This window comes from Spirochaetota bacterium, assembly GCA_004297825.1.
Classification (GTDB): domain Bacteria; phylum Spirochaetota; class UBA4802; order UBA4802; family UBA5368; genus FW300-bin19.
Genome location: SCSX01000035.1, coordinates 1 through 14439, shown reverse-complemented (window position 1 = coordinate 14439; position 14439 = coordinate 1). Strand labels below are relative to the sequence as shown.

The 14439-nt window shown below is 52.6% G+C and carries 10 protein-coding genes; 4 read left to right on the top strand and 6 right to left on the bottom strand.

The window, feature by feature from the left end; all coding sequences use genetic code 11:
* A partial coding sequence (locus EPN93_06910; protein ID TAL36891.1) for a hypothetical protein occupies positions 1–764 on the bottom strand: 764 nt, incomplete at its 3' end.
* A gap of 334 nt (positions 765–1098) precedes the next feature.
* Here EPN93_06910 and EPN93_06905 point away from each other — a divergent pair.
* Positions 1099–1350: a DUF2442 domain-containing protein gene (locus tag EPN93_06905; GenBank protein TAL36890.1), complete on the top strand. Its 252-nt coding sequence runs from the start codon at positions 1099–1101 to the stop codon at positions 1348–1350.
* 125 nt (positions 1351–1475) lie between these two features.
* Here the strand turns inward: EPN93_06905 and EPN93_06900 are convergent, their stop codons facing one another.
* Together EPN93_06900 and EPN93_06895 are read right to left on the bottom strand one after the other, a co-directional pair.
* On the bottom strand, positions 1476–3257 hold the full coding sequence (locus EPN93_06900) for a hypothetical protein (GenBank protein TAL36889.1): 1782 nt from the start codon (positions 3255–3257) through the stop codon (positions 1476–1478).
* Between the two features lie 25 nt (positions 3258–3282).
* Complete coding sequence (locus EPN93_06895) at positions 3283–4638, bottom strand: hypothetical protein (protein TAL36888.1); 1356 nt, start codon at positions 4636–4638, stop codon at positions 3283–3285.
* 224 nt (positions 4639–4862) lie between these two features.
* Here EPN93_06895 and EPN93_06890 point away from each other — a divergent pair, with 224 nt between their 5' ends.
* On the top strand, positions 4863–6482 hold the full coding sequence (locus EPN93_06890) for a diguanylate cyclase (protein TAL36887.1): 1620 nt from the start codon (positions 4863–4865) through the stop codon (positions 6480–6482).
* Positions 6483–6490: 8 nt separating this feature from the next.
* On the top strand, positions 6491–9331 hold the full coding sequence (locus tag EPN93_06885; protein ID TAL36886.1) for a glycosyltransferase family 2 protein: 2841 nt from the start codon (positions 6491–6493) through the stop codon (positions 9329–9331).
* An 88-nt stretch (positions 9332–9419) separates the two neighbouring features.
* On the opposite strand, the gene EPN93_06880 is transcribed toward EPN93_06885, so the two are convergent.
* The 3 genes from EPN93_06880 to EPN93_06870 all read right to left on the bottom strand — a co-directional run bounded on the left by EPN93_06880 (position 9420) and on the right by EPN93_06870 (position 12461).
* Complete coding sequence (locus tag EPN93_06880; GenBank protein ID TAL36885.1) at positions 9420–10853, bottom strand: tetratricopeptide repeat protein; 1434 nt, start codon at positions 10851–10853, stop codon at positions 9420–9422.
* Positions 10854–11008: 155 nt separating this feature from the next.
* Positions 11009–11824: an alpha/beta hydrolase gene (locus tag EPN93_06875; protein TAL36884.1), complete on the bottom strand. Its 816-nt coding sequence runs from the start codon at positions 11822–11824 to the stop codon at positions 11009–11011.
* A 7-nt stretch (positions 11825–11831) separates the two neighbouring features.
* Positions 11832–12461 carry a TetR/AcrR family transcriptional regulator gene (locus EPN93_06870; protein ID TAL36883.1) on the bottom strand — a complete coding sequence of 210 codons (630 nt, stop codon included), beginning with the start codon at positions 12459–12461 and terminating at the stop codon, positions 11832–11834.
* A gap of 128 nt (positions 12462–12589) precedes the next feature.
* On the opposite strand from EPN93_06870, the gene EPN93_06865 reads away from it, so the two are divergent.
* Complete coding sequence (locus EPN93_06865) at positions 12590–14176, top strand: acyl-CoA dehydrogenase (protein TAL36882.1); 1587 nt, start codon at positions 12590–12592, stop codon at positions 14174–14176.
* Positions 14177–14439 lie beyond the last annotated feature (263 nt).

The following is a 14439-nucleotide window of genomic DNA, read 5'->3' as shown; positions in this document are numbered from 1 at the left end:
GCTCTTCCGATCTGCCAGTCGTCTCCGACCACGAAAAGGTTTCCCCCGCCCGGTGGAAGGAGCAGCGTGATGAGGCGGAGGTTGCGCGCCGACGTGTCCTGGAATTCGTCCACAAGAATGAACCGGAATCGGGCGCGGAGCGACTCCCGGACGCCTTCATCCGCCTCAAGCAGCCCTATCATGCCTTCCATCATGTCATCAAAATCGATGGTCGCGCGAAGCCTTTTCTCCTCTCGAAACCGCTCGTCCAGGCGCTTGAGCGCGCGCAGTATTCCCGTTCTCTCGAGTTTCTCGCGGCTTCCGGCCTTCAACCGGGGGAGCTCTTCAAGTATCCGTTCGATTACCCCCACGGGGAGGCCCAGGAAATCGTCCACGCGCGCGCGGATAAGCTCCCTTATGAGTGCCGCGCGCTCGCCGGCTTCGAGAACACGCGGGAAGGACGCGAGGCGCGCCGCCGCCATGTACTCGTCCCGAAACTGCCCGAGCATGGAAAGACAAAATGAATGAAAAGTTCCCGCGGTGAGTCCGCGGGCGAGCTCGCCCGACCTGGCGGCGACCCTGTGCTGGAGCTCCTCCGCGGCCTTCCGGCTGAAGGTGAGCACGAGCAGCTCCCCGGGTTGCGCCGCCCCGGTCGCGAGAAGGTTATGAATGCGTTCAACGAGGACGCGCGTCTTTCCCGTTCCCGCGCCCGCTATGGCAAGGTGAACCCCCTCCCCCGGCGCGCTCGCGGCGAGCTGTTCCCTGTTTAAACCCCCGGATGTCATCGGGGGGCCGCGTCGGCTGGTATATAGGGGGATATTATTTCGTGCACCATGTACATGATACGCGGGAGAGGGGCGCGATGTTAAATTTTTTTGATTTCTTGTTCGACCCGGGGGAAATTCGTGAGAATGCAAAGGGGCGAAGACTGCGTATGCTCAGATTAGTTATAAGTTCAGCATGACGGCGGGCCGTCATGCTGAACTTATAAATCAACTGGATGCGATCGAGTCCATCAAATCAACAATCTTGTGCAAAGGCATCGTATTTAAAAAGGAAGTTGCCTTGCTTACCAGTATACGTGGAATCAGCCCTTTGTCGCAATAGCGATCATGGCTGATGTCGTTGATGTGTGCAGATTCTGCAATGCAAAGCATTTTTTTTGAATTTAACATGTGGATCATGTTCACCGACGGCCGCCAACTTTCGGTGCCGCTTGCCTATTTCCCCCATTTACACAATGTAACTATGGAGCAATTAAACAGGGTAGAACTGAGCGGCGGCGGAAGTGGCCTTCATTGGGACGAGTTGGATGAGGATATTCATGTCCCGAGCCTGTTGCTCGGCAGATATGCCCAACAGGCTGTATAGCACCAATTCCACATCCTGTCCGTTACGCGCGAGTATCTTTGCTTCCTTTGACCGTGCAATAAGGGCAGCATAACCGCCAATGCGCGCGAATAGACGCGAATAGTGAATAATAATTCGCGTGTTTCCTAAATTATAATACGCAAAAATATCTTATTCCCTCTTTCGCTTTCTTTAAATTTTATCTTCCTGTTTTTTGAATCGAGCAATTCAATCGATTTAATCTCCGGGGATTTGCCTATCACGAATGAAACCCTGTCCGGTATTTCAGCGGATTGCATCCTGATGAAAAGTGTGCCGTTTTGCATGGCAACGTTATAACGTACGTTACTGCGTTCATTCCAGAAGTCACCGTATGTGGTCAGGTCTCCTATCCAGATATCTTTTCCCTGAAGCGCCTGAAGAAGAAGCTCCTCCGATTTAAGCTTATAGGCGGTTTCGGACGTATGTAGAAGCAATACCGATATCGCTTCGTTGTCCGCATTTGCCCATATGACATCAATCCAAAGCTTTACCATATCCTTGTAGTTTTCAAGATTAACATATCCCTGGGAATCGTCAAAGGTTACGGGAATTTCAACTATGCTGGAATTGTCCGCTCCCGCACGGCGCTGCTTGAGTGCCCGGTAGGCAAAGTTACACATTATATCGTTTGCTGAAAATGTTGAATCATATTTATAACCGGATTTTTCCATTACTTCAATAAGGCGTTCCGGATACCTGAGATCACCCGCCCTGAATGAGATCGTGTTTTGACCTGGAATATCGCGGTCAAGAAGCTCCTTGCTTACAAGGAGTTCCCCGAAAACAGTCGGTGCTTCGAGAGGATTATAAACCGCTTTCGTCGTATTCTGGGCGCCGACCGGAAATAAATCAAAGTTAATCGAATGAGTTACCGTATGAGACTGAACATCCCCTCCCAGTTCCTTAACCTTGCGCATATAACTTATCCGTTCGGTTTCATAATAGCCAATATCCATTTCATCTTTAAAATATTTGGTTGTAACGAAGAAAGTACTTCTAACCCCGAAACGCTTTTCAAGCTCCGCGTAATCAATAGAGTTTCTGAATGAAAGCTGCGCGTCGACGTCATGTGACAGGATAAGAGCCGTTTTATAACCGTACGGGATAGTGGAGAGATAAACATATGGGCTTATTGCTTTCTCGTAAACCGCCTTAAGTATCATGAGGAACACGTCGGAACCGGGTTCAAACCGGTTGATCCAGGTGCGCTGCGCTTCGTAATCGTTGCCGACATGCGGCTGCAGCACTACTCCCGTAAATGAAACACCGAGCATATACGCAAGGCCCTCGCCATACTGATTAACCGAGAACACGCTTAACCCGTCTTCAGTCGTACCAAGGCTTTTGGCATCTTTTAGTTCGCATGAATGTGTCCATATGGTCTCGGAATATAATTTTTTATTTCCGAGCGAAATGCTGCGTTCTTCCTTGCGGTCGAGGTATTTTAATGAGTCATCGGTCGAACTTTCTTTAAATTCTATTGCAAAACGTTTATTACTGTCGGCCGGCTGTTTTATTCCGAAGAGCGAAAAGTATTTATTTCCCGTGACAACCGGAGCAAGGAGCGTTCCTCCCGATTCGACATACCTGAATATCTCTTCCTGTTCGGATCGTGTAAACGTGGTATTACGTATATCCCCGGCTATAACGATGAGAGGATATTTGGTTGCCGTTGCAACATCCTCCGTTTCGATATGTTGTATTCCGAGAATGTCAAGGGAATGCAATACTGCATTTACTTCGGTATAGGGAGCGGAGTTTCTTCTGGAAATATTTAACACGACAGCGGCGTTTTTAAGATCAGTAATGCTTTCGGCTGCCGGCGCTTCATAGGACAATGGGAGACATAAAAGCATGCAGATTATTACTGCCGTTTTTAAATGCATATAATTCCTCCCATGCGTTACAACGTCATTTTCCCCAGAATCCGTCAAGCGCCGTCTTGTCTGCGTACGCCGTCGCTACAATGACGAACCAGGCCGTGCTTGCAACGCTTGGATGTTTTGAAAATTCATGCGGGATATCCATTGTGAAGTAAGTGAATCCACCGCGTTCATTTTGCAGCGCGATCATCTGTTCAAGAATCGATTTTACTTTTTCTCTTTCACCGAGTTTCAGGTACGCCATTGCAACGCCAAGAGACCCCTCTACCCATACGCCGTTCAGCTCCTTCCATGTGCTTTTCTTATCCGGAAAATAAAACGGTATGATCTTGCTGTCGGTTTCTTCGTAAATATCCTTCACCGCGTATGGTTTGTATCCATTTACCGTAATGTTCTCCGGGGTTGTATAGTAACTCGCATACATGCTTTCAATAGCCCCTATTGATTCACGGGCATATTCAATTTTTCCGGCGCTGATCGAAAAAACCGCTCCCCAGGACGCGCAGTCGAGAGCGAGGGCCGTGTCAACGAATAGCGGTTTTATTCCGCGGAAATACTGCCTGTCTACCGGGCTCCATATCCGGAGCAGGCCTGATTTTATATTGTCCGCGGCAGATATATATTTTATTTCTTTTACAAGCAGGCCAAGATCACGTAAAAAATAATAAGCGTCGATATTGTGCTCAGCGCTTATCCAGTCGATACTGCCTTCCTGGAATACTTCGATTACCGCATTATTCTCATATTTCAGAACAACCGAGTTCCTGCCTCCGGTAATGAGGCCGTACCTGAGATCGTTTTCTTCACGCACTTGGAGCTTTAAAAGATAATCCGCGATGGATTTCGTGAAACCAAGTAATTCCCGGGCTTCTTTCGTGGACAGCGCATCCGGCGACTCCTTTACTTTCTGCTGCAGGTAATATACTGAAGCGTACCCTACCCACGAAGTAGCGCCTGTCCTGTCCGTTGATCCTGAAAAATCGAGCTCTGAGGGCCAGTCGTTATTGACATTGTAGCCGAACCATATTCCCCCGTCTTTTCGCTGCTGCCGCTTGAGCGCCTGCAGCACGAGTGAGGCATTCCTGTAGTCTTTGTTCATTACAAACGCAATTACGGCAAGCGCATCGTCATAAATGATCGATCTTCCGTAGATGTATTTATAGTCGGGTGAGTTTTCCGGAATTTCGTAGCTAAGAAGAAGATTGCGCCGTTCCGGCTGCGGATCAGGGACTACAGAATTAGGAACTTTTTGATTTTTAAGCCATTCTATGGCTTTATCCCTGGCCTGGGTTATCGTGTCTTTTTTTCCATCTGCACGCGCGGGATTTCCAAATATTAATGTCATTAACGCTATCCCTGCTATAGTCTTTAAATAATACTTCATCTGGGGTAACTCCTGATTGATTCACATTTTGTTCTATTCGGGTTATATTATTATAGCCGGCCGGTTCATCATGAAGGGAGGATTTTCAAACTTCATTTTAAATGTAGCCGGAATTGTTACTTTGTCAATGATAATACATAATCGAAATATATCTTGAAGAAAGTTCATAAATATGCTAAATAATTCTGGCGGTGAAAAAGATTTAAAACGCAGAGGACGCCTCGATGAACCCGGTTGAAATCGCGCAGGGAATATATAAGCTCTCGGAGAGCGGCTCGATTGCGGCTGCGAGCTGTAATACATACCTCATACGCGGGGATACGGGCGCAATACTTATCAACACGGCCTCGGTGCCCGATTTTATGTCCCTAAGCAATGCGCTCTCTTCTCTTGTTTCCTTGCGCGAAATAACCTACATCGTGCTGCTTCATTGGCGCCCCGACCTGGCGGCGGGGATTCTTTTATTCGAACACGACAGCTTCGAAGGAAGATTGGTGGCACACGCGGATTCGGCCAACCTTCTTCGCTGTTATGGAACCAAGCTGAGCATCTTCTCCATTAATAATGAACGCTACAAGCTCCCGTTAGGGACCGGTAACCTGGAAATCGTCCCTGTTCCCTCCAACTGTTCGCACGGCGCGCTCATGGCCTTTGAAACGGGGACACGCACCCTTTTTACCTGTCCACCGTTCAATACCAACGGATGCACCCATGAGGCCAATGAATTCGCCGTAATGCTGTTTGCCAAGGATGTTAAAGTAATCGCCCCTTCCTACGGCCCCCCCATACTTGAAAATACCCTGGAGACGTTTCAATCGATTATGGGAGTGAAGGGCGGGAACGCTCAATCCATGACGAGACCGGGGGAAAAGAAGGAGAGCGGCAAAGACGCCGGGGCGCAGATAGAACCCTCAGAAAAACATGAAATTCTGCCGAGCATCATAGACCCAATCACCAATCTATATAACGAAGTATTCATGCGCCAATATCTAATGCGTGAAATTGAGGCGGCGGGCGACGAACCCTATAAATTCGGCCTGATTTTCATGGAGATCGATAACATAGTCCATATTAATAACAAGTTCGGCCGCAACGCCGGAGACGAAACCATAGCGCATTTGGCCTACCTCCTCAAACGGCTCCCGCAATCAGAGGAAGCTATGCACAACGATCTTATCTTCAAACTCACGGGCGCCGGTTTTGTGTATTTCAGACCTGAAACCAGCAAAGAAGACCTTATCGCCGAGGCTGAATCAATACGTCGGGACATCAACTCGTCGGAGATTTTTATTACCCCCATCACCGTGTCCATGGGGATTGTTTCCTGCGAGGACACGGCCGGAGACCGCATATCATCCAATGATAGTGTCGCTGCCATCTATGATAAGGGCCGCATGAAGGTACGCATCGCGCGAAAAACGGGCATGGACACGGTGTATGACAAGGTTCGCCTTGAGGAGTACTCGGAAACGGCGGGAAGTCTTATAATCATTGACGGCGACAGGATCAACTGCGAGTTGCTTCGTAAATCTTTTGAGGTACTCAAGTATAAGGTGGTTATCTGCATGGATGGGTCCGCCGCATGGGAGATATGCGAAAGGGAGCGGCCGGCGGCGGTGATTTCCGAGCTTATGCTTCCCAAACTCGACGGTTTTCGGCTGCGTCAAAAAATGATGGAATCGACCCGCCTCAAAGACGTCCCCTTCGTGCTCATGTCCCATGATAAAACCGAGGAATCGATCCAAAGGGCGCTTGGACTCAAGATTCGTCATTATTTTAAAAAACCATTTTATCAAGGAGAGCTGGTAGGCGTTGTCAAGGGCCTCATAGAGGAGAATGTCTAAGCCGCGCTATGGACGATATTAAAGAACTTCTGTTCATCCTTGCGGCGATAGGGGCGCTGAATGTTCTTACGGCCGCGACGATTATAATTCGCAAACTGGGCACCACACGAGAAAAGGAAAAAGACATCGATTTGACCGATTTTCTGGTCAACACATTCGAAACCGTCCCCGAGGACCAAAACCTAAAAATTATCGATAACAATCCTTATGCGTTTTTAGACCGTTTCATACGCCTTTCACAATCGGCGATTCTCAACCAGGATTTCAAAGACAAGGTCATTCGCTACATGCGCCGTGCGGGAATCCAGGACTCGCTTATTAAGAGACTACGATCCTGGCGGACCTATAAGCGTACACACGCGGCGGTAATGCTTTGTTATATTCCCTCGATTGAATCAAAACGGGCGCTCGAAGGGACACTCGTACGCGAGAAACATTACTATATTAAACTCCATATGGCCTACTCCCTCATACAAGGGGGAGCACCGTCTTCATTGCGGATAGTCGCCCTCAGCTGCAAAAAAGCTCCTCTATGGTATACGGAAAAAATCGCCTCGCTCTTAACGGATACGGGCCGTATCTTTTATGACCTTATCCCGGAGCTTTTACGAATGGAAGACCGCGATCTCCAACTTCTTATTATTAATTTCGCCTCGTTCTACCCGGATGAGGTGCTAAAACAATTCCTGTTAGGCGCGGCCGTTTCCCGGGACCGTGGGGTCGCCCTCCCCGCACTCAAGAGCCTCTTCTCACGTTACCCAAACGACTCCGAATTGGATCTCTTCTTTAATGTGCATGACGAGGAAATCCTCAAGGCCGCCATACAATTCGCGGGCAACATACCCACGAGTGAGAGCATGATGCGCCTTGCTCCCTTCCTGGAACAACCCGGATTGTATGAGCCGGTCGTGGAATCACTCTCCCGTATTATCTTCAAGGAGGATTCGCTGGTTCTTCCCCTCGTCCGGCTGTTTCATGAGGCCTCCGGCCCGGAAATATCCAGCGGTATCGCCGAGGCCCTGCTCTCCCGGATCGAGTTCTTCCTGGTGCGGCTCCTGTCGGACAAGTCGGGAAAAACCGTCGAAATCGTTTACGAGATAATCAAGGCGGGGAAAGCGAGCGGCGTAACCGCATTTTTAAAACGTAATATGGACGAATCGCTGGAAGACGAGGTTTTAAACATCATGCGCCTTGTCGTCATGGAAAACCCCGAACTTGGCCCTGTCTTCTCGGTCGACCTGAATGAGCGGCAATGCGAGAAACTCGGGCTCAGGAAAATAGAACCCCCAAAACCCGTCGCACGCAAGGAATTCCTTGAACGTGGAATTTTAATTTCACTTATCCTCCTGGCATTTTTATTCATACCCTCTCTCTTCCTGGCAATATATGCGCGCGAACTCTCTCTGCTGCGGCCCTTTGATTTGCTCATGCGTTTCATCGACACCTTCAATATTTCATTCGCCTTGTACGCGCTCGTTATCAATTCTTCTTATATACTCCTCCTGTTCCTGTCTTTTGCCGGCGCTGTAAAGCAAACGAAGAATTTCGCGTTGAAACAAATGAACTTCCTGTTCCAGCAAAAGATACTTCCGTCGGTAAGCATAATCGCCCCCGCTTATAACGAAGAGGCCGGTATTATTGAAAGCGTCTCCTCCCTCTTAAACTTGCGGTACCCGGACTATGAGGTCGTAGTCGTCAACGACGGTTCAAAAGACCGTACGCTGGAAACGCTTATCGAACATTTCAAACTGGAAAAAGACGACACCGCGATTCATTCGCATATTTCCACGATGCGCGTGCGCGGCACCTACTTCAATCGAAACGTACCGAATCTTCTGGTAATCGATAAGGAAAACGGCGGGAAGGCCGACTCACTCAATGTAGGAATCAACGCCTCGCGAAAAGAATACTTCTGCGGCATAGACGCGGACTCACTTCTTGAATCCGACTCGCTCATAAAGCTCATGTCCCAGTTTCTCGATTCGGATACGGAGGGTGTGGCCGCGGGGGGAAATATATTTCCCGTCAACGGCTGTTCGGTCGACAATGGGGCAATTACGCATATCGGCCTTCCTGCAAACCGGCTGGCGCGCCTTCAGATGGTCGAATACATCAGGTCGTTTATGGGGGGGCGCATAGGCTGGGCATTTCTGCGTGCACTCCTCATCATATCGGGTGCTTTTGGAGTATTCAAGAGGGAACGCGTCATTGAAGCGGGGGGATATCTCACCGGCAGGGGTGCCTTCGCAAAGGATACTGTCGGTGAGGATATGGAGCTTGTAGTGCGCATGGCCCGGTTCATGCACGAACGGAAGCTCCCCTTCCGCATCTATTATGCCTTCAATGCCAATTGTTGGACCGAGGTTCCCGAAAATTTCAAGATATTCAAGAGGCAGCGCGACCGTTGGCATAGGGGACTTCTTGATATAATGACCTTTCATAAGAAGCTGTTATTCAATCCGGGTTTTGGAAGGATAGGGCTCCTCGCGTCGCCCTATTTCCTGATTTTCGAGGTCATAGGCCCCTGGATTGAGCTGCAAGGATATTTCGTTTTTGCGGTCTCATGCGTATTGGGGCTTATTTCGGCGACCTCGTTTATACTGCTCTTCATCGGTTCGGTCATGATGGGAATTTTCATTTCTCTTTTCTCATTTTTCATCATGGAAAAGGAAGTGAATTACTTCTCGCTCAAGGAGATAGCCGGAATGCTCTGGTATGCCTTCATCGAGAACTTCGGTATCCGCCAGGTATTGAGCATGATGAGGGTATCAAGCTACCTGAACGCCCTAAAGACCTCGCAGGGATGGGGCGTCATGGTGCGTAAGGGATTTACAACCTCCAAGAAGTGAATCGAACCATTGCCCGTCCATTCATTGTGAAAACGCGTAGTTCCCCGCGTCGAATAAGCCTTTTTCTGCATGGATTCACTAACGGTCTTTAATATTGGAAAATCGCCTCTATCCCCGCCTGGTAGTCCTCGAAAGAATCCACGCGATTATGATACCCGGCGTTCACCCGAAGGCCGAATGCGGGGCTGAAAAAATGCGCGTAGCTGGCGGCCGCCCCAAAGGTGGTCACATCCACGGGAATGGTCGTATTCCCGTATACGAGATAGTTTTTGCCGCGACCGTAGGAAAGGTAAAGATCAATCCTGTCCGCCATCGCGTTAAATGCGGCCGATTGGTGAAACAAGAATGAATAAAGCTTATATTCCCCGTCGGTGTCCAGGTACGCCTGAAGGTGGGTATACACCTTGTCGGTAAAATATACTATTGTTCCCGGTGCGATTGAATGCGATACCGCGTGCTTTGCATGGACTATCTTATAGTTTTTATCGTGGGTAATCCGATAGTCCAGCAATACGTCAATAATACGGCTAACCTTCTGGCTGAAACCGAATTCTCCCGAGTAATCGGGACTCACCTCCGCGTCCAAGGTGTAGGCGACGTTTCCCGTTACGTATGTTTCCGCGAATAATTTATGTTCAAAACCGAGTGTCGCGTTAATATCGCTGTAGGCGCCCGCCCTGGGACCGGAGATAGTATCCGCGGAATTTTGTCTTATGTAGGAGGTCGAGAGGATGAGCGTGGACACCTCGCTCGCGTTCCATGAAAAGCCAAGGCGAGATTCATTGCGCATCACTTTATCCCCCGCGGGGTTATTCGCGTCATACATGATCAGGGTGTTTCCTATGGATATCTGATAGGGACGTATAAGGTCCAGCTCTTCGATTCTGGTCTTCGCCTCGAGGTTTCCGGGCTCAAGAGCGAGTACTTTTTCACTATAGATGCGTGATTCCTTGAATGCGCGATCCCAAAGGTGGATTTTCGCGATCCGATTGAGGGCTTCGATATTCTTGGGATCGAGCTCCAGGGCTTTATTGAACTGCTCGATCGCCGCATCGTATTCCAGCCTCCAGGAATAAACGTCGCCTAGCGCGAGAAACACCTCCGATTTAAAGGCGGGGGGCGCGTTTCTATATTCAATCATGAGCAATGAGTATTGCTGAACGGCGCCGTTATAATCCTTTTTCCAACTAGTGGTCTGTGCCGCCCCGAACCGCGCCTGCCAATGCACCTCCTCATTGGGACCGGCAAGCTCCGCCGCTTTTGTGTACATCTCGATTGCCTTGTCGTATTTGCTAAGCCAGCTATATCCTTTACCCAGATAGAGCATGATATAGGGATTCTTGGGGTCCAGGGACATGGCCTGCTCCAGAAGCTTGACGCCCTCCTCGGCCCTGCCGCTGTAAAGAAGCTGCTTCCCGCGATTGAGATACTCCGCCGCCTGGTCGGCCGGAGCGCCATAGGCCCGTATCATGAATGCGCTTATCAGCAGTGCTGTAAGTATCGCGGCTTTACCGATCCCCATAAGTCCCTTCCTTCAGTATCGATTGGTCCCCCTAATCCGAAGTCCCGATATTTCAGTATAGCACATATCTGCAAACAGGAAGATTCGCGCAGGTAAAAAAGGGCGTAGTGGGGCATCTAAGAGCGAATCGGCGCCGCGCGCCACACCCGTTTCCCTCACTTCGAAACGGCCGCCCCCTCAATAAACGCCCCGATCGCCTCACCCCACCCGGGTCCCGTCTCGATAAACGCGGAGTTATGCGACCCCCGCGACTTGAAAAACCTCTTTGGTTCGCGCGCAACCCTGAAAAGCTCCTCCCCCATCTCATAGGGAATGATCTCATCCTCCGGGCTGTGCATGACGAGCACCGGACAGCGCACCCGCGCAATGGTCTCCCTCGAGTCATACATCCCGCCGAACAGTCCTCGCGCGAGCACCCCCGGCACATGCCGTGACGCGACATCGGCGACCGACGTGAAGGAAGAATCCACAATAAGTCCGGCGGCCGTTTTTTCGGACGCGAGCCGTACGGCGACGGCGCCCCCCAGGGAATGCCCGTAGATAATCATGTCCCGCGGGGAGATTCCCATCGTCCCGGTGCACCATTCCCATGCCGCCTCGGCATCGCGCCGCGTTCCCTCCTCCGAGGGACTGCCCTCGCTTTCACCGTACCCGCGGTAATCGAAAATGAGCACGTTCAGCCCCAGGCCGTGGAATATCTTCAGCTGGTCGAGCCTGTGGGAAATATTTCCCGCGTTCCCATGGCAGAAGAGCACCGTTGCGCGCGCGGCCTCGTGCGGGAGCCACCATGCGGCGATCGTCACTTTATCCGCGGTGCGCACTCGAACCGCCTGGAAGGCGAGACCGGCAACGGCGGGCGTCACGGTCACCTTCGTGTCGGGAAAGTATACAAGTCCGGAGGCGCAGGAGCAGGAGCTGATGCACGCGGCGAGGCATACCACTATAAGGAAAGGGGGGCCGATTCGCTTCATCGCCCGTTCATCCCTTCGCCCGGGACGGGCGGGCCCCGGAGCTCGCCATCGCGGCCATGCGTTTCCCCACCTGCCGCATGTGCCTGAGAAGCTCGGCCTTGCTCCTTCCGGGATAACGCCGGAAGGTGATGAGGATGCCGTTCAGGGCGGCGAAATAGCTGTGCGAGTTGAGCCGCGTGGACCGGGCGTCGCTCCCCGGGAAAAGCCTGTCGAACGCGTCGAAGACCTTGCGCATCGTTTCGCTCACCTTCCGCGCCGGCTGTTCCCCCAGCTCTCCCTGCATCATGAAATGGGTCATCATGCGGAAGTACGAATCGTGTTCCATGAAGAAATCGATAAAGGCGATCGTCACCTTCTCCACGGCCGCGGGACCCTGCTGGCGCGCAACGATCCTCTCCAATTTCCCTATGAGCGGCGCGCTCTCGCGGGTCATCGCTTCAATAAAGAGCGTCTGCTGGTCGGGGAAATACGTATAGATCGAAGACGCCGCGATACCGGCCTCGGCGGCGATATCGCGCATGCTGGCGCGATCGAAGGGCCGCGTCGCGAATACGCGCAGCGCCGCGTCCACGATAAGGGCGCGGCGCGCCTCGCGCTCCCGTTCCCGCAGTTTTCCAAGCGTCCGATCCTTTGGCATGGCGATCCCTCCCCTCCCCGGGCGAATAGTTATCGCCCGCGGGAAGGCCGATTGCAAGCGAAATTTCCTTGACGGAACCGAACAGTGTTCGTAATAATGACCATAGTTTCACTCCCAGGAGGCCGCCCATGTCGCTCCCCGACCGGAACAACCCGTACAGTTTCGACGACTACCTTGAATGGAGAAACGGTCTCGACTACTACGCCGACGATCCCTTCATCCAGCGCGTCCTGCGACGCTTCGCCGGCGCCGCCGATTTCGAGCGCCTCGACCGTGAGGCGAGAGCCCTCTCGAAGAAGGCGTCCTTCCCCTGGCGCGACGCCGCCGACCGGATTTCCTGGCCGGAGCTCCGGCCCTTCATGCGGCATTACGACGGGCACGGAAACCGCATCGACCGGATCGTGCGCCCGTCGGATACGGAGAAACTCGAGGATGAAATATTCTCGCAGGGCCTCTTCTCCGCGAAGACCCCTCCCCTGGAGAAGCTCATCAAGATGTTCCTCATATATCAGAACGGCGAATCCTGCATCGCCTGCCCCATCACCTGCACCGAGGGACTCGTGGAGCTTCTACGCAAATTCGCGGACACGCCGGAGACCAAAGGCATACTCGCGCACTGCGCGGAGGGCCTGGACGGGAAATTCGCGATAGGAGCGCAGTACCTGTCCGAGATCCAGGGCGGTTCTGACGTTCCCTCCAACCTGCTCGAGGCGGAACAGGCGGACGGCGCCTGGCGGTTGTACGGCACGAAGTTCTTCTGTTCGGCGACGCACGCCGATTACGCGGTGGTCACCGCCAAGCCCAGGGGCTCCGAATCCGTGGCGCTCTTCGTGGCCCCGTCCTGGCTCCCCGGCATGAAGGAGCGGGAAATCCGCAACGGGTACACCATCGATCGCATCAAGTGGAAGATGGGCACGAGCGAGCTCACTACCGCCGAGCTTACCTTCAACGGCGCCCTCGCCTACCCCGTGGGCCCGCTCGAGCGCGGCCTCGCGAACGTGGTCGGCATCGTGCTCACCTACTCGCGCCTCACCGTGGGTCTGTCCGCGGCCGCGTTCATGACGAGGGCCGTGCGCGAGGCCTCCGGGTACGCGCGGTTCAGGACCGCGTTCGGGCTCCCCATAGGGCAGTTTCCCCTGCTCGCGGGACAGATCCGCGATGCCGAACGGACCGCACAGAGGACGACGGCGGGAGCATTCCGTCTGTACGGCGAGTTCCTCGATACCCTGAAGGAAAAGGGGTCCGATGCGCCGGAAGCCAGGGTTCGGAGCTTTTGCGTCCGCGAGCTCATCATGCTCCAGAAGATCACCGCTTCCGGCGACTGCACGGACACCATCCGGACCGCGATGTCGGTATTCGGCGGGCATGGGGTCATGGAGGACTTTTCATGCCTTCCCCGCCTCTATCGCGATTCGGCGGTCAACGAGCTCTGGGAGGGACCGCGCAATGTGCTCCTCACCCAGGTGCACCGCGATTTCCAGAAGGCGCGCGCATGGCTCACCCCGTCCGCCTTCGTGCGCGCGGCGCTCCCCGGCCGCGATGAGTCCGTCGTGAAAGCCCTCGAAACGCGCATGACCGCGCTCGTCGATCACCAGGACATACTCGGCCTCAACGAAGAAAACATCCGGGTCTGCCGCGAGTGGGACGCCTTCTGCGGCGATCTCTTCCACGCGTACCAAGACGCTGCGCTGGCGCTGGTGGAATCACACGCCTGATTCACCGGGGGGCGCCTGCCTCCGCCGGCAGGCCGTAGGTCCCTTTCTATAAAATGGGTGTGAATTAATTTTCGGAAGAGAGGAGTGTTATGTGCGTCGGTGTATTTTCCCCTTCGGCGTGTCACCGGGGTCTCCCCAGTACAATTCCCAGCAAATGACGCCGTTTTCGATCCTCTGGCCGATGGCATAGTGAGCAAATTTTGCATAGTTATGCCTGCTTTTCTTATCTTGCAACATTTCTTCCAGATATCGGTCCGTTGCCA

Excerpts from the sequence above, each read along its gene's own strand:
- EPN93_06905 (TAL36890.1), top strand. The coding sequence starts at position 1,099 with ATGTCGTTGATGTGTGCAGATTCTGCAATGCAAAGCATTTTTTTTGAA.
- EPN93_06880 (TAL36885.1), bottom strand. The coding sequence starts at position 10,853 with ATGGGGATCGGTAAAGCCGCGATACTTACAGCACTGCTGATAAGCGCA.
- EPN93_06875 (TAL36884.1), bottom strand. The coding sequence starts at position 11,824 with ATGAAGCGAATCGGCCCCCCTTTCCTTATAGTGGTATGCCTCGCCGCG.
- EPN93_06890 (TAL36887.1), top strand. The coding sequence starts at position 4,863 with ATGAACCCGGTTGAAATCGCGCAGGGAATATATAAGCTCTCGGAGAGC.
- EPN93_06865 (TAL36882.1), top strand. The coding sequence starts at position 12,590 with ATGTCGCTCCCCGACCGGAACAACCCGTACAGTTTCGACGACTACCTT.
- EPN93_06885 (TAL36886.1), top strand. The coding sequence starts at position 6,491 with ATGGACGATATTAAAGAACTTCTGTTCATCCTTGCGGCGATAGGGGCG.
- EPN93_06895 (TAL36888.1), bottom strand. The coding sequence starts at position 4,638 with ATGAAGTATTATTTAAAGACTATAGCAGGGATAGCGTTAATGACATTA.
- EPN93_06870 (TAL36883.1), bottom strand. The coding sequence starts at position 12,461 with ATGCCAAAGGATCGGACGCTTGGAAAACTGCGGGAACGGGAGCGCGAG.
- EPN93_06900 (TAL36889.1), bottom strand. The coding sequence starts at position 3,257 with ATGCATTTAAAAACGGCAGTAATAATCTGCATGCTTTTATGTCTCCCA.